Genomic DNA, 20063 nt, shown 5'->3' on the forward strand with positions numbered 1-20063 from the left:
CTCCGGTTCAGCGGACCTTCACCCGGGTCAGCTCCTGGCCGTCCGGCGACATCACGTGGGTCGAACAGGCCAGGCAGGGGTCGAAGCTGTGCAGGGTGCGCAGGATCTCCACCGGCTCGTCCGGGCGCTCCATCCTGGTGTTGAGCAGCGCGGCCTCGTAGGCGCCGATGTTGCCCAGATGGTCGCGCGGGGTGCCGTTCCAGGTGGTCGGCACGATCGCCTGGTAGTTCTCGATCTTGCCGTCCTTGATCCTGATCCAGTGGCCCAGGGCGCCGCGCGGCGCCTCGTTGATGCCCACGCCCTTGGCCTCCTTCGGCCAGGTGCTCGGGTCCCACTTCTCGACGTTGGCGGTGGCGCGGTCGCCGGCCTTGATGTTGCCGACCAGGGCCTGCCAGTCGTCGAGCATGCTGTCCACCGCCAGCTCGCACTCCAGGGCGCGCGCCAGGGTGCGGCCGAGGGTCGAGGGCAGGAACTGCTTGAGGCCGAGGTTCAGGCCGGTGCTCTGGTTGAAGGCGGCCAGCGAGCGGTCGACCTGTTCCTTCACGTATTCGCGGCCCGAAGCGTAGGCGATGATGTAACGTGCCAGCGGGCCGACCTCCATAGCGTGGCCGCGCCAGCGCGGCGCCTTGATCCAGCTGTACTTGTGCGCCTCGTCGATTTCCTGGATGTGGGTGCGGCTGCCCTTGGTGTTCGGGCCGAGCTCGAATTTCGGCTCGGTGACGCCGTCCCAGGGATGCAGCCCCTTGGTTTCGTCGGCGTAGCTGTACCAGGAGTGGCTGACGAACTCCTGGATCTCCTCGGGATCGCGCACGTCGACCGGCAGCACCTCGTCCCAATTGCCGCCGACGATGGCGCCGGCCGGCAACAGGTCGCTGGACTTGTCGTAGGGCACCTTGGTGAAGGTGCCGTAGGACAGCAGGTTGTGCGCGGCCAGACCGCCGCCGTACAGCCAGTCCTTGTAGATCCCGGCGACCGCCAGCACGTCCGGCAGGTAGACGTTCCTGGTGAACTCGCGGGCCTCGTGGATGCGTTCGAGGACGAAGTTCAGGCTGGTCATGTTGACCGGCGCGCCGGCGGCGCCGACGTCGTCCAGGTTGATGGCGCAGGCCACGCCGCCGACCATGTAGTTCGGATGCGGGTTCTTGCCGCCGAAGATGGTATGGATCTTGACGATGTCCTTCTGCAGGTCCAGCGCCTCCAGGTAGTGGGCCACGGCCATCAGGTCCGCCTCGGGCGGCAGCTTGTAGGCCGGATTGTCCCAGTAGCCGTTGGAGAACAGGCCGAGCTGGCCGCTCTCGACGAACTTCTTCAGGCGCGTCTGCACGTCGCGGAAGTAGCCGGGGCTGGACTTGGCATGGGCCGGCGAAACCGCCTGCTGCAGGGCGGAGGTAGCCTTGGGATCGGCCTTCAGGGCGTTGACCGGGTTGACCCAGTCCAGCGCGTGCAGGTGGTAGAAGTGCACGATGTGGTCGTGCACCTGCAGCGTCTTGTCCATCAGGTTGCGGATCAGGTGGGCGTTGTAGGGGATGCGGATGTCCAGGGCATCCTCCACCGCGCGCACCGAGGTCAGCGCATGGGTGCCGGTGCAGACGCCGCAGATGCGCTCGACGAAGGCCCAGGCGTCGCGCGGGTCGCGGCCCTTGAGGATGACCTCCAGGCCGCGCCACATGGTGCCGGTGGAGACGGCGTTGGTGATCACGTTGCTGGCGTCGACGTTGACCTCGCAGCGCATGTGGCCCTCGATGCGGGTCACCGGGTCGACGACGATGCGCCTGCCGGACTTGTCCAGTTGGCTGGCGTTCGGCAGGCTGCTCATGGGCGATCCCCCTTGTTCTGCAGGCGCTTGATGGCGGTGACCGCGGCATGCGCGGCGATGGCCGCGCCGACCCCGCCGGCGACGGCGGCGCCGATTTCGTCGGCGTTCTTCTCGATGCCGAACTGCGGAATGGTGGTCAGGCGTTCATAGAACGAGCCCTTGTCCCAGAAACCGTCCTCCGAGCAGCCGATGCAGCCGTGGCCGGCCTGGATCGGGAAGGAAGTGCCCTCGTTCCAGCGCACCGTCGAGCAGGCGTTGTAGCTGGTCGGGCCCTTGCAGCCGACCTTGTACAGGCAGTAGCCCTTGCGCGCGCCCTCGTCGTCCCAGTGCTCGACGAACTGGCCGGCGTCGAAGTGCGGGCGGCGGTAGCACTTGTCGTGGATGCGCTGGCCGTAGAACATCTTCGGCCGCCCCTGGCGGTCCAGCTCGGGCAGCTTGCCGAAGGTCAGCATGTAGGTGATCACCCCGGTCATCACCTCGGCGATCGGCGGGCAGCCGGGCACCTTGACGATCGGCTTGTCGGTGATGACCTTGTGGATCGGCACCGCCTGGGTCGGGTTGGGCCGGGCCGCCTGCACGCAGCCCCAACTGGCGCAACTGCCCCAGGCGATCACCGCCTTGGCGTCCTTCGCCACATGCCTGAGCTGCTCGATGAACGGCTTGCCGCCGACGATGCAGAACATGCCGTCCTCGTTGAGCGGCGGGTTGCCCTCCACGGCGAGGATGTACTCGCCCTTGTACTTGCGCATGGTCTCTTCGAGGGCGGCCTCGGCCTGGTGGCCGGCGGCGGCCATCAGGGTGTCGTCGTAGTCCAGCGAGATCATCGACAGCACCACGTCCTTGACCAGCGGGTGGGCCGAACGGATGAACGACTCGGAGCAGCAGGTGCACTCCAGGCCGTGCAGCCAGAGCACCGGAGTGCGCGGCTTGGTTTCCATCGCGTGGGCGATCCGCGGGGCGAAGGCCGGGCCGAGGCCCAGGGCCGCGGCGGTCAGGCTGCAATATTTGAGAAAGCTGCGGCGCGTGATGCCCTGACGCCGCATCACGTCATAGAAAGTTTCGAGTCGAGACATGCCGTTACCCTTGTGGCCAGGTCGTTATCGGCGCCCCTGCGCACCGTCCTTCGGCTATGACGGCGCGCCGGTTGTATGGCCCACGGTTGCTGAATGAAAACCGCACGAATAATGCGCCAATGCCATGTTTTTGTCATGGCTTGATACAAAGCGTTCGACGGGATGCGCCGTGTCCGCACGGGGCCATGGCACGAGGTGTGCGCCTGGTACTTTTCCGGTGTCGTACCGGGATTCGCTGCATGGGCCGGTTGTCGAGTATTCCGGCAGTCCCTGTTTCGGCCAGGGCAATCGCATGAAATGCCCGCTCCATACCGGACTGGAAAGATTGTGTGCCTGGTCCGTTCCGGCGTGGTCTCCAGATCCGGTGCATCGGCTGCTTGCCGAGGGGCCGGACAGTCCCTGTTTCGGCCCCCCGGCCGAGTCACTTTCTCTTTGCTCGCGCGAAAGAGAAAGCGCGCCCGATCATTCGGCCCCGGCTGCGCCAGGGTTCCCTCGCTCCGGCGCCGCTCCGGGGGCACGTCGCGAAGGGACGTCCCTGTCCCTTCGCGACTCGCTCGGCGTCCTGCCTCGCGTCCCCCTCCGCTCGGCCTCCTGAACGGGAGTCGGTTCCGAGCTGCCTGAAAGCGCTTTTGCCCTTCTTGTGGCACGGCCTGTCAGGCAACGCCGGATGCCCCCTTCAGGAGGCCGAGCGGAATCGTCGTGGAAGGGGTCGAGCGGCAAGGATGCCGCGAGAGCCGCGATGGGCCATGGATGGCCCTTCGCGGCGGGCCCCTGGAACGGCGATGTAGGGAGGGAACCCGGAGCGAAGCGCAGGGCCGGATGAGGGGGTGGCCTTCTTTTGGGTTACTTTTTCTTGGCCAGATGTACAGACCGGAGACCTAGGTGACAGGTGTGCGGGGACATGGTTGACACTTTCGGCAGTGACCTGCCGAGCCAACGACCATGCCCTGGAACATTCAAGACACCATGAACCTACGAGAAGAATTTGTCCTGCTGGCCCAGCAGGAAGGCAGCAACCGCCGTGAGTTGTGCCGACGCTTCGGGATCAGCCCGCAGACTGCGTACAAGTGGCTGGTCCGATATGAACAGCAAGGGCGTGCCGGCCTGGCCGACCTTTCCAGGCGCCCCAAGACCAGCCCACAGCTGACATCGCCCAGTCTGGAAGCCCGGGTGGTGGAGCTGCGCCAGGCCCATCCGTGCTGGGGTGGACGTAAGCTGAGTCGGCGCTTGCAAGACCTGGGGCATCCAGCCTTGGCGCCAAGCACCATCACCTCTATCCTGCACCGTCACGGACTGATCGATCCCCTGGCCTCAGAAGCGGCCGTGCCCTGGAAACGCTTCGAGCACGCGGCACCCAACGATCTGTGGCAAATGGATTTCAAAGGGTATTTCCAGACATCCGAAGGCCCCTGTCATCCACTGACCGTGCTGGACGACCACTCGCGTTTCAACCTGGGCCTGCGGGCCTGCGCCTGTCAGCGCCATGGCACCGTGCAGGGTGAACTGATCGGCATCTTCGAGCGCTATGGCTTGCCGGTACGGATCAACACGGACAACGGCGCCCCTTGGGGTGCCTCGCGCCAACCGGGGCAATTGACCGAACTTGCCATCTGGCTGATCCGGTTGGGCATCCGCCTGAGCTTCAGCCGTCCTCGTCACCCGCAAACCAACGGCAAGGATGAACGCTTTCACCGCTCACTCAAGGCCGAAGTCCTCAATGGCCGCAGCTTCCACACCCTGCACCAGGCCCAGGAAGCCTTCGACAACTGGCGTGTGGTCTACAACCACCAGCGACCCCACGAAGCCCTTCGGATGGTCACGCCTGTCACACGCTACCGAGTCAGCCCACGGACTTATCCTGTACAACTGCCCACCATTGAATACGGGCCGGACGATACCGTGGTGACAGTGAAGGCGCTTGGGGCGATCAGGTTCAAAGGACGCAGCTACAAACTCTCCAATCCACTGCGCGACCAGCCGGTGGCCATCCGCCCGAGCGGCGATACCGACGGCTTATACGACGTGTACTTCGTCCATCACAAGCTGATGCAGATTGACCTGCGGGAGTTAGCCAAAACTGACGCATAATCCGTCAACCATGTCCCCGCACATGTGTCCACCATGTCTCCGGTCCGTACAGCCAGACAAGAAAAAGTGACTCGGCCGGGGGGCCGAAACAGGGAGTGTCGGAGCACTCGGCAAGCAGCTATGCCAAGGCTCACACAATCTTTCTTTCCAGTCCGATATCAGGCGAGCGCTTCATGCGATTGCCCTGCCGTTTCGGCCCCGACCGCTGCCCGGCCGCCGCGGAATTTGCTATGGTGCGCCGGCCCTCGCCCCATCCCCCGAGAAACCAGCCCCCATGTCCGCCGAGCACTCCAGCAGCGCGCCCGTGGCGCGTCCGTTGACCCGCAGCGACCTCAAGACCCTCTCGCTCTCCGCCCTGGGCGGCGCGCTGGAGTTCTACGACTTCATCATCTTCGTGTTCTTCGCCACGGTGGTCGGCAAGCTGTTCTTCCCCGCCGAGATGCCCGACTGGCTGCGCCAGTTGCAGACCTTCGGTATCTTCGCCGCCGGCTACCTGGCGCGCCCGCTGGGCGGCATCGTCATGGCCCACTTCGGCGACCTGCTCGGGCGCAAGCGCATGTTCACCCTGAGCATCTTCATGATGGCCGTGCCGACCCTGTGCATGGGTCTCCTGCCGACCTACGCGCAGATCGGCGTCTGGGCGCCGCTGGCGCTGCTCACCCTGCGCGTGGTGCAGGGCGCGGCGATCGGCGGCGAGGTGCCGGGGGCCTGGGTGTTCGTCGCCGAGCACGCGCCGCAGCGGCACGTCGGTTTCGCCTGCAGCACCCTGACCGCCGGGCTGACCACCGGCATCCTGCTCGGCTCGCTGACCGCCAACGCGATCAACCGGGCGTTCAGCGCCGAGGAACTGGCCGACTGGGCCTGGCGCCTCCCCTTCCTGCTCGGCGGGGCCTTCGGCCTGGTTTCGGTCTACCTGCGCCGCTGGCTGCACGAGACGCCGGTGTTCGCCGAACTGCAACTGCGCCAGTCGCTGGCCGCCGAACTGCCGCTCAAGGCGGTGGTGCGCGAGCACCGTCCGGCGGTGCTGCTGTCGATGCTGCTGACCTGGGTGCTGTCGGCCGGCATCGTGGTGATCATCCTGATGACTCCGACCCTGCTGCAGACGCTGCACGGCTTCGCCGCGGAAGAGGCCCTGCGGGCCAACGGCCTGGCCATTCTCGGCCTGACCCTCGGCTGCGTGCTGGCCGGCCTCGCGGCGGACCGCTTCGGCGCCGGGCCGACCTTCGTCTGCGGCGGCCTGCTGCTCCTGGCCAGTTCATCGGCGTTCTACGCCAGCCTCGCCGGCCACCGCGACTTGATGCTGCCGCTGTACGCCCTGGCCGGCCTCTGCGTGGGCAGCATCGGCGCCATCCCCATGGTGATGGTCAAGGCCTTCCCGGCGGCGGTGCGCTTCTCCGGGCTGTCGTTCTCCTACAACCTGGCCTACGCCATCTGCGGCGGCCTGACGCCGATCCTGGTCAGCCTGCTGCTGAAGTGGAGCCCGCTGGGCCCGGCCTATTACGTCGGCGCACTGTGCCTGCTGTTCATCCTGACCGGCGCCGGCCTGTGGCGGCGCGGAGCCCCCGCGCTGGCGCCGGCCGGCTGACCCCTCCTCGCCCCTTACCACCGCGTCTCCCGGCCGGCCCGCTCGGGCCCCGGGACCGGCGGACACACCCGACGGATCGCCCGCAGCCGGGAACACCGGGTGATTTGTTCCCTTTTCTCCCTTTATCCGCCCTCTCCACCGCGCGACACTGCCTCTAGAATCAAAACGCCATCATTTTCGTCGACGCCGTCCGGACGACCGGAAGCCGCATGGATCTGCCTGGCAAAACGACTGGAACGGATGCCAAGATTCCCGGAGCGAACGTGAAACTCGGAAAGCCCAGCACCCTCGCCTCCCTGCTCGCCGTACTTCTGCTGCTGTTCTCCTCGCTGAACGCCGTGCGTACCGTCCTGCTGGCCCAGGAGCGCCGCGAAGTCCTGCAGGCGCTGGCCCACGGCGTCGGAAGCCCGGCCACGACCGGGGACGGGCGCGATCCGGAGGCCTTCCAGGCCGGGGAGGACATAGCCCGCGGAAAGGCCCTGGAGCGCCTCGCGGCCCGTCTGGAACGGCTCGACGGCCAGGTCGACTCCGCCATGCGCATCGTCGCGGCCACCCTGCTGCCCGGCCTGCTGCTGGCGGCCTTCGCCCTGCACGGCCGCCACCGGCGGCGTTCGCCGCGCGACCAGCCGCGCACGCCCCCGGAGCAGGCCGGCAGCGACGAGTCGGAACTCCAGCGGGTGCTGTTCGACAGCATCCCCTTCCCGCTCTTCGTCAAGGACCGGGAGGCCCGTTACATCCGCTTCAACCGGGCCTTCCTGAACAACTTCCGGGTCCGCGCCGAGGAACTGACCGGCAAGACCATCCTGGATTTCCTGGAACTGCCCGCCGAAGAACGCTCCCGCTACCAGGCCGCCAGCGAGCGGCTGCTGCGCGAAGGCGGCCTGTTCAGCACCGAACGGCGAATCCGCTATGCCGACGGGCGCGAGCACCCATCCATCTACACCCTCGCCGGCTACCCCGGCGGCGACGGCCGTCCGGCCGGGCTGCTCGGCATGCTGATCGATATCTCGGCACAGAAGGCGTCCGAACGGGCCCTGGCCGAAGCCAAGGAGCTGGCCGAGGAGGCGACGCGCATGAAGTCCGACTTCCTCGCCAACATGAGCCACGAGATTCGCACGCCGATGAACGTGATCATGGGCATGACCCAGTTGGCGCTGGACAGCGGGCTGGACGAGCGCCAGCGCAACTTCGTCGAAAAGGCCCACGACGCGGCCCGGAGCCTGCTCGGCATCATCAACGACATCCTCGACTTCTCGAAGATCGAGGCCGGCAAGATGCGTTTCGAGCAGGTGGACTTCCAGCTCGAGAGCGTGACTGATCACCTGGCCGACCTGTCCGTCCTCAAGGCCCAGGAAAAGGGCCTGGAGCTGCTCTTCGACATCGCCACCGACGTGCCCACCGCGCTGATCGGCGACCCGCTGCGCCTCGGCCAGGTGCTGAGCAACCTGCTCGATAACGCGATCAAGTTCACCAGCCGGGGCGAGATCACTCTGCGCATCCGCAAGGAATGCGAGGACGAACGGGGCGTCCGGCTGCGCTTCGAGGTGCGCGACACCGGCATCGGCCTCAACGAGACGCAGCGCCGGAAGCTGTTCCGGGCCTTCACCCAGGCCGACTCCTCGACCTCCCGCCAGTACGGCGGAACCGGTCTCGGCCTGGCCATCTGCAAGCACCTGGTGGCCATGATGGACGGCGAGATCGGCGTCGACTCCAGCCCCGGGGTCGGCAGCACCTTCCATTTCGATGCCCGCTTCGAGCGGCAGGCGAACCAGCGCGAACTGCTGGCGGACAGCGCCGATCTCCTCGGCATGCGCGTACTGGTGGTGGACGACAACGCCAGCGCCCTGGAAATCTTCGCCGGCATGCTGAGCGCGCTGCGCTTCGCGGTGACCACGGCGGACAACGCGCCGCAGGCGATCCGGCTGCTGGAGCGGGCCCAGCAGGAGGACAACCCTTACCGCCTGGTAATCATGGACTGGCTGATGCCGGGCATGGACGGCGTCCAGGCGGTCGGCGCGATCCGCGCCGCCCCGCGGATCGCCGAGACTCCGCTGTTCGTGATGGTCACCTCGTACGGCCGCGACGAGTTGCTCGAACGCCTCGGCAAAGTCCCCGTGGAGGGCCTGCTGGTCAAGCCGGTCACTCCTTCCAGCCTGCTCGACGGCATCCTCGACGCCTGCAGTCGCAGGATGAGGACCGCGCCGAACAGCCGAAAAGCGCTGGAAAGCGAGGCCGAACAGGCCCGGGAGGCCCTGCGCGGTGTCCATCTGCTGCTGGTCGAGGACAACCCGGTCAACCAGGAAATGGCCATGGAACTCCTCGCCACCGCGGGGATTCGCGTGGATGTCGCCAACGACGGCGCCGAGGCCGTCGGCAAGGTCATGGCGCATGCCTACGACGGCGTGCTGATGGACTGCCAGATGCCGGTGATGGATGGCTTCGAGGCCACCCGGCGGATTCGCCGGGCAGGCCTCGTCGACCTGCCGATCCTGGCCATGACCGCCAGCACCATGGCTGGTGACCGGGAACGCTGCCTGGCCGCCGGGATGCACGCGTACATCGCCAAGCCCATCGACGTCGCCCAGTTGTTCGTCACCCTGCGCCACTGGGTCGGGAGCGGGCGGCCGCTGGCCCTACCGGCTCCTCTCGCCATCGGCGGGAGCGTGCCCACAGCGTCGGCGAACACCGCCCTGGAGCGGGCCGGAGCCTTGCGGCGCCTGGGCGGCAACCGCGCCCTGCTCGACCGGCTGCTGGCGCGTTTCGCGGCGACCCAGGCCGACGCCGCCGCACGGCTCGGCGCCGCCCTCGCGGCCGGCGACCGGGAAGGCGCCCGGCGTATCGCCCATACCCTCAAGGGACTGGCCGGCAATATCGGCGCCACGGAGCTGGCGACCCAGGCCGCCACCCTCGAGCAATGCCTCGGGCAGAACCGGCAGCCTCCCGCCGAAACCCTGGACGATCTGGAAAGGACGCTCGGCGCCCTGTGCGCATCCATCGCCGCCCCGGCCGCCGGCAATCCGGCACCCATCGTGGCGGAAACGCCGCAGGAGCTGTCCGCACTCGACGAAGGACTCCGAACCCTGGAGGCCTTGTTGCGCGACGACGATGCCGACGCCGTGGCGCAACTGCGCGCCCTGGGCCCCCGGCTGGCCGCCCGCGGCCTCGGCGAACGGGCCGGCGAGCTACAGGCCCTGGTCGCCCGCTATGACTTCGAGGCCGCCCTGGCCAGCCTCGCGGCCATCCGCCGGAACCTCGCTCCGCGGGACGCCGAGGCAGCCGGCCCGCAGAGACCGCGCCGATGAAAGCCACCATCCTCGTCGTGGACGACGTACCGGAGAACATCGACATCTTCGTCGAGATCCTCGCGCCGCATCACCGCACCAAGGTCGCCCTGAACGGCGAGCGGGCGCTCAGGATCGCCCGCTCGGACAACCCGCCGGACCTCATCCTGCTCGATGTGATGATGCCGGGACTGAGCGGCTATCAGGTCTGCGAACGGCTCAAGGCCGATCCGGACACCCGGGCCATTCCGGTGATCTTCGTCACCGCCATGAGCGAAACGGCCGACGAGCAGCGCGGCCTGGAGCTGGGCGCGGTGGACTACATCACCAAGCCGATCAGCCCGCCGATCGCCCTGGCCCGGGTACGGACCCACCTGGCGCTCCATCGGCAGCGCCAGGAACTGGCCCGGCAGGTCGAGCAGCGCACCGCCGAACTGCTCAGGACCCGCCAGCAGATCGTCCGCCGCCTGAGCCGCGCCGCGGAGTTTCGCGACAACGAGACGGGCAACCACATCGTGCGCATGAGCCACATCGCCCGACTGATCGCCCAGGCAGCCGGCATGGGCGCGGAGTTCGTGGAAACCCTGTTCAATGCCGCGCCGATGCACGACATCGGCAAGATCGGCATTCCCGACAGCATCCTGTTCAAGTCGGGCCGGCTGGAACCGGAAGAATGGGCGATCATGCGCCGGCATACCGAGATCGGCGCGAAGATCATCGGCCGGCACGACGACGACCTGCTCAAGGCCGCCCACAGCATCGCCCTGCACCACCACGAGAAATGGGACGGCAGCGGTTACCCCCAAGGCCTCGGGGGCGAGGAGATTCCTTTGATGGCGCGCATCGCCGCCGTCGCCGATGTGTTCGACGCCCTGACCTCGGCGCGCCCCTACAAGAAGGCCTGGCCCCTGGAGGAGGCGGTCGGCTACATCGAGGCCCAGGCCGGCACGCATTTCGATCCGGCGCTGATCGGCCCCTTCCGGCGCTCGCTCGGGGAGATCGCGCGGATCGTCGAACGCTATGCCGACCACCAGGGCCCATGCCTGGACTTCGACCCGTAGGCCGCCGCCCGGCGGCCTCAGCCGAGCAGCGCCACCGCCTTGATCTGCGCCCACATGCGCCTGCCAGGGGCTATCCCGAGCTGGTCGCAGGAACGGCGGGTGATGCGGGCGATCAGCGGAGTGCCCTCGGCCTCCAGACGTACCAGCACATGGGCCGGGGTATCGGCCTCGACCACCTCGCGGACAGTGGCCGGCAATACGTTGGTGATGCTGGAGTCCTCGATGCGGCTGTTCGCCAGGCTGACATCGCGGGCGTGCACGCGCAGGCGCAGGCGCTGGCCGGGCGCCTCCGGGCGCCGCGCGACCAGCACCGCGCCGCCGGGAAAGGCGAGACGGGTGAGGTGGTAGTGGTCGTCGTGCTCGGCCACCACCGACTCGATGACCACCCCGGCATCCTCGTGAAAGGCGGTCGGCAGGTCGAGCCGCGCCATGATGTCCTGCAGCGAGCCCTGCGCCGTCACGCGCCCCTGGTCGAGCAGCACCACATGGTCAGCGAGGCGCGCCACCTCGTCCGGCAAGTGGCTGACGAACAGCATCGGGATGTCCAGTTCGTCGTGCAGACGCTCCAGATAGGGCAGGATCTCGTTCTTGCGCTTGAGGTCGAGCGCCGCCAGCGGCTCGTCCATCAACAGAAGACGCGGGCTGGTGAGCAGCGCGCGGGCGATGCCGACGCGCTGGCGCTCGCCACCGGACAGGCGGCCGGGCAGGCGCTCGAGCAGGTGGCCGATGCCGAGCAGTTCCAGCACCCGCTCCCAGGACACCTGGCGGCTGGCGGCATCGACGCGCTTCATGCCGTATTCCAGGTTGCGCCGCACGCTCAGATGGGGGAACAGGCTGGCCTCCTGGAACACATAGCCGAGGGCGCGCCTGTGGGTCGGCAGGAACACCCCGGCGGCGCTGTCCTGCCAGAGCTCGCCGTTGATCTCCAGACGCGCCTCGGCGGCCCGCTCCAGGCCGGCGACGCAGCGCAGCAGGGTGGTCTTGCCGGAGCCGGAATGGCCGAACAGCGCGGTCACGCCATGCCCCGGCAGGGTCAGGTCGACATCCAGCGCGAACCCCGCGTAATCCACCCGGAAACGGGCGCGGATGCCGTCCGCCGGCAAGCCGCCCGAAAGTGCACCGGTTTCGCCCTTGGTGCCGGGCTCGAAGCTGGTGTTCATCGACGACTCTCCCGGATCAGCTCAGCCCCGCCTTGAAGCGACGGCTGGAATAGAGTGCGAACAGTACGAGGAAGGAGAACAGCACCATGCCTCCGGCGAGCCAATGGGCCTGGGCATATTCCATCGCCTCGACATGGTCGAAAATTTGTACCGCCACGGTGCGGGTCTTTTCCGGGATATTGCCGCCGATCATCAGCACCACGCCGAACTCGCCCACGGTATGCGCGAAGCCGAGAATGGCGGCGGTGATGAAACCGGGCCGCGCGAGGGGGACCACCACGGTGAAGAAGGTATCCCAGGGGCCGGCGCGCAGCGTCGAGGCCACCTCCAGCGGGCGCTCGCCGATCGCCTCGAAGGCGTTCTGCAGCGGTTGCACGACGAAGGGCAGCGAATAGAACACCGACGCCACCACCAGGCCGGCGAAGGTGAACGGCAATGTGCCGAGTCCCAGGAACTGGGTCAGTTGACCGATGGGGCCGTGCGGCCCCATGGTCACCAGCAGGTAGAAGCCGAGCACGGTCGGCGGTAGTACCAGCGGCAATGCCACGACCGCGCCTATCGCCCCCTTCAGGCGCGAACGGGTGCGCGCCAGCCACCAGGCGATCGGCGTGCCGACCACCAGCAGCAGCACCGTGGTCAGCGATGCCAGCTCCAGGGTCAGGCGGATGGCGGCGAGGTCGTGTTCGGACAACGGCATTGCCTGCACCTCCTGCCTTGCTTATTGCAGACCGTAACCGTAGGCCTTGATCACCTCGGTGGCCTTGGGCCCCTTGAGGTAGTCGACCAGCGCCTGGGCGGCGGGGTTGTCCTTGCCCTTGGTCAGGATCACCGCGTCCTGGCGGATCGGCTCGTACAGATCGCCCGGTACGTTCCAGCCGGAGCCTCCGGTGAGCTTGCCGTCCTTGTACACCTGCGACAGGGCGACGAAGCCCAGCTCGGCGTTGCCGGTGGCGACGAACTGGTGCGCCTGGGCAATGCTGGCGCCCTCGACCAGCTTCGACTTGGTCGCCTCGGTCAAGCCGAGCTTGGCCAGCACCTGGACGGCGGCGGCGCCATAGGGGGCGGTCTTCGGGTTGGCGATGGACAGGTGCTTGAAGGCGTTCTTCTTCAGCACCGCGCCCTGGTCGTCCACGTAGCCGGGCTTGGCCGACCACAGCACCAGCTTGCCGACGGCATAAGTGAAGCGCGAACCGGCGACGGTGCCGCCTTCCTTCTCCAGCTTCTCCGGCGTGGTGTCGTCGGCGGCGAGGAAGACCTCGAAGGGCGCGCCGTTCTGGATCTGGCTGTAGAAGCCGCCGGTCGGTCCGAAGGAGGTGATCACCTTGTGGCCGGTGTCCTTCTCGAACTGGCTGGCGATATCTTTCATCGGCGCGGTGAAGTTGGCGGCGACGGCGACCTGTACTTCCGCCGCCTGGGCGGCACAGGCGAGCAGGCCGGCGCCCAGGGCGACGACCAGGCGGGACAGCGAAAAGCTCATGCTACTACTCCATGTTGAGAGAAACGGAACGGGGGAAGCCGGTCAGCCGTAGACGGCCAGGATCACGCTCGACGACTTGAAGAAAGCGCAGGCCGCCACGCCCGGCGCCAGGCCGAGGGCCTTGCAGCTATCGGCGGTGACCACGCAGGTCACGCTGCGCCCGGAGGGCAGGGCCAGGGTCACCTCGTTGTTCACCGGCCCCTCGTGGATATCGATGACCTCGCCCCACAACTGATTGCGCGCGGTGAGCTTGAGCGAAGGCTCGGTGGTGAGCATCACCGAGGAAGACTTGACCAGGGCGAAGACCTCCTTGCCGATGGCCAGCTCCAGGTTCTCCGCGCTGGCCTTGGTGATGACCGCGGCGATCTCGTTCTCGGCGTCCAGGCGGATGCGCACCTCGTAGTCGACGCCGCCGACGCGCAGACCGGTGACGATGCCGGCGAACTGGTTGCGCGCGCTGGTCTTCATGCTCATGGAGTGCATGAGACGCTGGAAGGCCTGGATGTCGCCGCCGGTCACCTCGTTGAGGCGCTCGGAGAGACGGTCGAGGGCGCTCTGGTATTCGATTTCCAGGGCGCGGTACATGGCCACGATGCGCCGGCCGTAGTCGGTGAGCTGGGTGCCGCCGCCCTGCCGGCCACCCGCGACCCGCACCACCAGGGGCTCGGGGGCGAGGTTGTTCATGGTATCGATGGCGTCCCAGGCCGCCTTGTAGGAAAGCGGCACGACCTTGGCGGCCCGGTTGATCGATCCTTCGCGCTCGATGGCTTCGAGCAGGCGGATGCGGGTATCGGACAGGGCGGTACCGACATCGGTGTCCAGGGACATGCGGGCGAGGAAACGGGTGGCGGTCATCGTCTGGTAGCCTGCAATTTATCTATTTATCCAGTTTTATATAAAGCAATTCACATGCCAAGTGTCACTTTGTTATTATTCCGCTGCTATAACAGCGTTGTCTATACTTTCGACTCACATCAATTGTCATTTTTACGACAATTTATAGTGCAAATGATATAGCGGTTGTGCCAAACCCTGCACTCCATCGGACGAGGAACACAGCATGAAAATCAGCGCCCGCAACGTCTTCAAAGGTACCGTCAGCGCCCTGAAGGAGGGCGCGGTCAACGCCGAGGTGGACATCCTCCTGGGCGGTGGCGACAAGCTCGCCGCCGTGGTGACCCTGGAAAGCGCCAGGTCCCTGCAACTGGCCGCCGGCAAGGAGGTGGTCGCCGTGGTGAAGGCCCCCTGGGTGCTGCTGATGACCGACAGCAGCGGTTACCGCCTGTCCGCCCGCAACATCCTGACCGGCACCGTCAAGACCATCGAGACCGGCGCGGTCAACGCCGAGGTCACCCTGGCCCTGCAGGGCGGCACCGAGATCACTTCCATGGTCACCAAGGAGGCCGTCGCCGAGCTGGGCCTGAAGCCGGGCGCCAGCGCCAGCGCGGTCATCAAGGCCTCCAACGTGATCCTCGGCGTCCCGGCCTGAGAGCGGACCTCATCGCCCCCGCGAACGAGGATGGCATGGGGCGTGCTTGCAACAGGCACGCCCCGTCGCACGAGCCACCGCCATGTCCGTCCTCGCACTCGCGAACCTGCTTCGCCGTCCCCGCCCGAGCCGCCCGGCCCCGCCGGAACGCCTGCACTTCCACCTGCGCAAACGCCTGGCTTCGGCCAGCGGCCCCATCGAACTGGATGTCGAACTGAGTCTCGAACGCGGCGCGAGCCTCGCCCTGCTCGGTCCTTCCGGCAGCGGCAAGACCAGCCTCCTGCGCCTGCTCGCCGGACTGCAGCCGGCGGACGACGGCCATATCGCCGCCTTCGGCCGGATCTGGCTGGACAGCGCGCGCGGCATCGATCGTCCGCCCCGCCGACGCCGTGCCGGACTGGTGTTCCAGGACTACGCGCTGTTTCCCAACATGAGCGTGCGAGGCAACGTGCGCTTCGCCCTGCCTTCCGGCAGGTCCGAGCGGCGCGCCGACGAACTGCTCGAACTGGTCGGCCTCGCCGGCCTGGCCGGGGAAAACCCGCTGCGCCTGTCCGGTGGCCAGCAGCAGCGCCTGGCCCTGGCCCGCGCCCTGGCCGCGGAGCCGGACCTGCTGCTGCTCGACGAACCGCTCTCGGCCCTCGACGGCGCCCTGCGCCGCGATCTGCAAGACGCCCTGGCCGCCCTGCGTGAGCACCGGCGCACCACCCTGGTGCTGGTCACTCACGATCCGGGCGAAGCCCTGCGCCTGTGCGAACGCGCGGTGCTGCTGGAGGGCGGCCGGGTGGCCGCCGACACGACACCGGCCCGGCTGTTCGGCGCAGGCCGCTTCGCCGACGCGGAGAACCGTCTGATTCTCGCCGGCCGGGTGGTCGAACGGCTCAGCGCCGCCGACGGCAGCCCGCTCTACCGCATCGAGGCCGAGGGCCGTATCTGCCTCGCCCGCCCGGCGGAGAGCGTCCGCATGGAGCCGGGCGACAGCGTGCTGGTCAGCGCCGGGGACTGGCTGGCGACGCCGCTCCGGAGCCTGCACTGAGCGCCGGCGGCGCCTCCGCCAGGCCGTAGATCCAGGGACCGCCGGCCTCGGTATCGGCGGCGGCCAGATCGGCCTGCCCGGCCGCCGAGACCAGGTAGTCCACCACGCGCCGGGCGTCCTCGCGCGCCGTGGCGGAAGCCGGATGGGCCGGCCCCGGCTCCAGCGCCACATAGGCCCGGCGCATCCGCCGATCGCCGCGCAAGAGGATCTCCAGCCCCTCGCCACGCAGCTTGCCGAAGGCCGCGGGGATACCGCCGACCACCACGTAGGCGCGCTGTTGCGCGGCCTGGGCGAGGATCTCCTGGGGCCGCTCGCTCCGGTCGAGCAGGACCCAGTCCGGTTCCGGACGGATGCCGGCCCGCTTCCACAGGCGCTGGACGATCTCGTGACTGCCGGCATCGCGGAAGGCGACGAAGGGCGCGCGCGCCGCGGCGATGCGCCGGAAGGCCTCGGCGCCGTCCGCCGCGCCACGCACCCCGGCCGGGTCCTCGGCGGGACCGACCAGCACATGCTCGTTGAACCCCCACACCCGCATCTGGCCACCCAGCCCCCGCGCCTGCAAGGCGAAGGTCTCGCTACCGCCGTGGATCAGCAACAGATCGGCCTCGCCGCGGGCGAAGCGCGGGACTATGGCCTCCTTATTCGCCACCGCGACCAGTTCCAGGCGCACGCCCGTGCCCGCCTCCAGGCGCATTCGCAGCCGCTCGCCGACGCCGCTCATCTGGATGCCGCCGACCATGGCCAGGCGCAGCGGCTCCGCGGCCCGTGCGCCCGGCGCCAGTGCCAGCAGCAGGCCGAGCAACAGGAGCGCGCGGCGGGCGGGACCTCTCGTCTTCATCTTGTGCATGCTTTCCTCCCCATTCGGAACTCGCAGGCCAGCCTGGCCATCAGGGTGTGTGGCGCCCCGGAAAGAAACCGCCGTCCCCAGCGGAACGAAGCCCGCCGGCGCCATGGCCGAAAATCCGCGAACCGGGCGGGATCGACAGCCATTACAGGGCTCCCAGCCGGCGCAGCACGGCGAACAGACCGAGGGAAACCAGGCCGAGCAGCAGCGACAGTACGGCGGCGCGCTCGAACTCGCCACCGCCGACCGCGTTGAAGATCTCCAGAGACACCGTGGTGGTGCGCCCGGAAACATTGCCGCCGAGCATCAGGGTGATACCCACCTCGCCCAGCGAGCGCCCCAGGCCGAGCACCAGGCCGGCGGCGAGCGGGCCGCGGATGTTCGGCAGCAGCACGCGCAGGAAGATTTCCAGTTCGCCCTTGCCGAGCACCCGGGCCGCCTCGCCGAAGCGCACGGAGAGGCTTGCCAGCGCCGCCTGCACCGGCTTGACCACCAGCGGCAGGCCGGCGATCAGCGAGGCGATCAGCACCCCCCAGAAGGAGAACACCACCTCCACGCCCCAGGTTTCGCCCAGCCAGGCGCCGAGCGGGCCGCGCCGGCCGAGCAGCATCAGCAGCAGGAAGCCGGTGGCGACCGGCGGAAACACCAGCGGCAGGGTCACCAGCGCATCGACCAGGCCGCGACCGAACCAGCCCGGCCGCGCCAGGGCATAGCCCAGCGCCAGGCCGAACAGCAGGTGCAGCGCCAGCGTGGCCAGCGCCACCTCGGCGGTCAGCCGCAGGGCATCGACCACCGCCGGCTCGCCGAGCACGGCTGCCAGCGACCGGACCCGTTCGCTCACAGCCCGTGTCTGGCGAGAATCGCCTCGGCCTCGGGCGTGGCGAGAAAATCGGCCAGCGCCTCGACGCCGGGCAGCTTCTCGCGTCCCGCGACGACGCCGGCGACGATGCGCACCTCGTCGTAAAGAGCCGGGTCGATCTCGAGGAAACCGCCGATGCGCTCGCGCACGCCGAGAGCGTCGGTGAGATTGACGAAACCGGCATCGACCTCGCCGCTGACCAGATAGGCCGACACCTGCGGTACGTTGGCCACCATGATCAGGCGACCTTCGAGCTTCTTCTCCAGGCCGCTGCGTTCGAGAAACTGGCTGGCGGCCTTGCCGTAGACCGCCTGGCGCTCGTCCGGCAGGGCGATGCGGGCGAAGCTCGGGCCGGCCAGCTCCTCCGCTTTCGCCAGCGTCCGGCCGGTCGGCCAGGCCAGCACCAGCCGGCCCCGTCCGGCCGGCAGATAGCGTGCGAAGGCGGGCTGCCCGGCGTTCTCGAGGAAAGCCTGATCGCCCAGCACCACGGCGATCCTGTCGCTCTGGCGGGCCTGCGCCAGCACCTGGCCCATATGGCCGAAGAAGGGTTCGATACGGATACCGCTGCGGCGCTCGAAGGCGACGGCCAATTCGGCGACCGGACGCTTGTAACCGGCGCCGGCGGCGATGGTCAGGGATTCGGCGGCGGAAACCGGCAGAGCGGCGAAAACGAACGAGCCGGCGACGGCCAGCCAGAAACGAAAAGCTCGCACGCTACGACGGAGAGCCTGCGCGAGGCGGGTGGTCGGCTGCATATTGTCATGGCTCCATATCTATATACAAAAAGCCATAAGGCACATGTCATGCCAACTCAAAGAGGCGGTCGTTTAAAATTAAAACCAATAAAATCAATTATTTATTAATAAAAAATACGACCTGACATCATAAAGACGCTCGAATACAGACAATTGTTATCTGTATAACAAACAATACAAATAAGATGTCGGAAAATCGACAGGACATGCGTCTCCGTCCGATCCAGCCGATCGCTCGGCGACGGGGCGGGGAGCGGACACGACGGAACAGGGAGGCGACGAGGGAAGGACTGACGGAGAAAGAAAGACGGAGGCTCGGGCGGAAGCGGCGAATCATCGGCCGCGAACGCTCCTCCGGCCCCGCCGGGAAGAAGCGAGCCGCACATCCATGGCGGGCCGGACAGGTGGCGCGCGGCGCCATGCGGAAAAGGCGTCAGGCCGTCACTTCAGGATACCCAGCAGGGTCCAGACGCGCCGGGCCTCCGGGTCCGCCGACAGCAGTTCGGACAACAGATCGCCGAGGGGCTTGTCGCCCCACTCCATCGCCTTGCGGATCAGGTAAGGAACCGGACTGTGCGGCTCGGTACGTGCCAGATAATCGGCGATCAGGCCCAATTGACGGTAGGCCTGCTCGCGGCTGCCTGGCGGGCCGGAGGGCGTGGCGACGCCCGGCATGGCGACGGTCGGCGCGGCGCTGGCCGATTCGGCCTCCCCGGCCGGGGATGGAGCGGCGGCGGCCTCGGATGCTCGTGGGTGCATGGCGATGAACTCCTGCATCAGGGCGATCAGTTGGCGGATGGTCTCGCGCAAAGGAGCGAAACCGGGAGCGAGTTCGCCCAGGTACTCGTCGCTCCAGCGCTCCAGACGCTCCAGCGTGCACGCGCTCTGTTCGAGACAGGCGCGGCGGCGCAGCCAGACCGGCAGCGGCGTGCTCCTGATCCGCTCGTCCAGCTTGCGCTGTTTCTGCCGGGCCGCCTCGACTGCGGCCTTGGCCGCCTTGCCGTCGTCGGCGGCGACCTGCTGCAACTGCAGTTGCCGCCAGTCGTGCAGGGCGAAGGGGGCGGACTCGTCGTCCGGCTCGAACAGCGGCAGGCGGACCAGCGACAGCTCGGCGTAGCGGCGGATCAGCCAGTCGAGCGGCGTCGCCCGCCAGGAGCGGTCGCCCTCCTCGGCCTGCGGGTGCAGCTCGTCCGGATAGCGTTCGCACAGACCGCTCACCAGCGCCAGCGCCTGGGGCAGCCCTTCCCAGTTCCTGCGCAGCAGCCAGGCCTCGCCCAGCCAGGCGGCCACCATCAGGTCCTTGCTGCGGGTGCGCAGCAGTTCGCCGGCCAGCCTCTCTACCGTCGCCCAGTCGCCGAGTTTGATCCGTGCCTGCCAGACGCCGCTCGGCAGGCTCGCATCCTCCTCCCGGCGAGCCTCGCGCAGGCGGTCGAAATCCGGGTCGTAGCGCAGGCTCGGACCGCAGGGCGAGTCCGCCGAGAGCGGTTCGAGCAGGCTGTCCGGCGGCAAGGGCAGGGAAAGCGAAGAACTCAAGGAGACCTC

16 protein-coding genes are annotated in these 20063 nt (G+C 67.9%); 6 read left to right on the forward strand and 10 right to left on the reverse strand.

Translation table 11 applies throughout. The annotated features are described in order from the left end of the window. Positions 1-7: 7 nt before the first annotated feature. Entirely contained in the window at positions 8-1816 is a 1809-nt protein-coding gene (locus AVCA_RS23105; protein ID WP_012703499.1) for a nickel-dependent hydrogenase large subunit, read from the reverse strand. Further along, a complete protein-coding gene (locus AVCA_RS23110) occupies positions 1813-2889 on the reverse strand; it encodes a hydrogenase small subunit (RefSeq protein WP_012703500.1) in 1077 nt (358 codons plus the stop codon). The genes AVCA_RS23105 and AVCA_RS23110 overlap by 4 nt, the downstream gene beginning before the upstream one ends. 942 nt (positions 2890-3831) lie before the next feature. Between AVCA_RS23110 and AVCA_RS23115 the strand changes: the two genes are divergently transcribed. The 4 genes from AVCA_RS23115 (at position 3832) to AVCA_RS23130 (ending at position 10904) form a co-directional block, all read left to right on the forward strand. Then, on the forward strand, positions 3832-4977 hold the full coding sequence (locus AVCA_RS23115) for an IS481-like element ISAzvi11 family transposase (protein WP_012703501.1): 1146 nt from the start codon (positions 3832-3834) through the stop codon (positions 4975-4977). 274 nt (positions 4978-5251) lie between these two features. Then, positions 5252-6562: an MFS transporter gene (locus tag AVCA_RS23120; RefSeq protein ID WP_012703502.1), complete on the forward strand. Its 1311-nt coding sequence runs from the start codon at positions 5252-5254 to the stop codon at positions 6560-6562. Between the two features lie 263 nt (positions 6563-6825). Beyond that, on the forward strand, positions 6826-9864 hold the full coding sequence (locus tag AVCA_RS23125; protein ID WP_236616313.1) for a PAS domain-containing hybrid sensor histidine kinase/response regulator: 3039 nt from the start codon (positions 6826-6828) through the stop codon (positions 9862-9864). Next, positions 9861-10904: an HD-GYP domain-containing protein gene (locus tag AVCA_RS23130; RefSeq protein ID WP_012703505.1), complete on the forward strand. Its 1044-nt coding sequence runs from the start codon at positions 9861-9863 to the stop codon at positions 10902-10904. The genes AVCA_RS23125 and AVCA_RS23130 overlap by 4 nt, the downstream gene beginning before the upstream one ends. A 17-nt stretch (positions 10905-10921) precedes the next feature. Here the strand turns inward: AVCA_RS23130 and modC are convergent, their stop codons facing one another. Genes modC through AVCA_RS23150 form a run of 4 tightly spaced genes read right to left on the reverse strand, consistent with a single transcriptional unit; the run spans position 10922 to position 14396 of the window. Beyond that, positions 10922-12064, reverse strand: a complete 1143-nt coding sequence (gene modC, locus AVCA_RS23135) for a molybdenum ABC transporter ATP-binding protein (RefSeq protein ID WP_012703506.1) — start codon at positions 12062-12064, stop codon at positions 10922-10924. A gap of 16 nt (positions 12065-12080) precedes the next feature. Beyond that, positions 12081-12761: a molybdate ABC transporter permease subunit gene (gene modB / locus AVCA_RS23140; protein WP_012703507.1), complete on the reverse strand. Its 681-nt coding sequence runs from the start codon at positions 12759-12761 to the stop codon at positions 12081-12083. Between the two features lie 21 nt (positions 12762-12782). Continuing rightward, positions 12783-13541, reverse strand: coding sequence for a molybdate ABC transporter substrate-binding protein (gene modA, locus AVCA_RS23145; protein ID WP_012703508.1), 759 nt, complete (start codon positions 13539-13541; stop codon positions 12783-12785). Positions 13542-13583: 42 nt separating this feature from the next. Further along, positions 13584-14396 carry a TOBE domain-containing protein gene (locus AVCA_RS23150; protein WP_012703509.1) on the reverse strand — a complete coding sequence of 271 codons (813 nt, stop codon included), beginning with the start codon at positions 14394-14396 and terminating at the stop codon, positions 13584-13586. 205 nt (positions 14397-14601) lie between these two features. Here AVCA_RS23150 and AVCA_RS23155 point away from each other — a divergent pair, with 205 nt between their 5' ends. Beyond that, positions 14602-15030 carry a TOBE domain-containing protein gene (locus AVCA_RS23155; protein WP_012703510.1) on the forward strand — a complete coding sequence of 143 codons (429 nt, stop codon included), beginning with the start codon at positions 14602-14604 and terminating at the stop codon, positions 15028-15030. 82 nt (positions 15031-15112) lie between these two features. Next, positions 15113-16063: an ATP-binding cassette domain-containing protein gene (locus tag AVCA_RS23160; protein WP_012703511.1), complete on the forward strand. Its 951-nt coding sequence runs from the start codon at positions 15113-15115 to the stop codon at positions 16061-16063. Here the strand turns inward: AVCA_RS23160 and AVCA_RS23165 are convergent. The 4 genes from AVCA_RS23165 to tssA all read right to left on the reverse strand — a co-directional run bounded on the left by AVCA_RS23165 (position 16017) and on the right by tssA (position 20054). After that, a complete protein-coding gene (locus AVCA_RS23165) occupies positions 16017-16910 on the reverse strand; it encodes a substrate-binding domain-containing protein (protein WP_012703512.1) in 894 nt (297 codons plus the stop codon). The genes AVCA_RS23160 and AVCA_RS23165 overlap by 47 nt on opposite strands. Before the next feature lie 142 nt (positions 16911-17052). Then, a complete protein-coding gene (locus AVCA_RS23170) occupies positions 17053-17748 on the reverse strand; it encodes a molybdate ABC transporter permease subunit (protein WP_012703513.1) in 696 nt (231 codons plus the stop codon). Further along, entirely contained in the window at positions 17745-18521 is a 777-nt protein-coding gene (gene modA, locus AVCA_RS23175; RefSeq protein ID WP_012703514.1) for a molybdate ABC transporter substrate-binding protein, read from the reverse strand. The genes AVCA_RS23170 and modA (AVCA_RS23175) overlap by 4 nt, the downstream gene beginning before the upstream one ends. Positions 18522-18962: 441 nt before the next feature. Further along, entirely contained in the window at positions 18963-20054 is a 1092-nt protein-coding gene (gene tssA, locus AVCA_RS23180) for a type VI secretion system protein TssA (protein ID WP_012703515.1), read from the reverse strand. Positions 20055-20063: the final 9 nt, after the last annotated feature.

The sequence above is a fragment of the Azotobacter vinelandii CA genome, assembly GCF_000380335.1.
In the GTDB taxonomy this organism is placed as follows: Bacteria; Pseudomonadota; Gammaproteobacteria; order Pseudomonadales; family Pseudomonadaceae; genus Azotobacter; species Azotobacter vinelandii.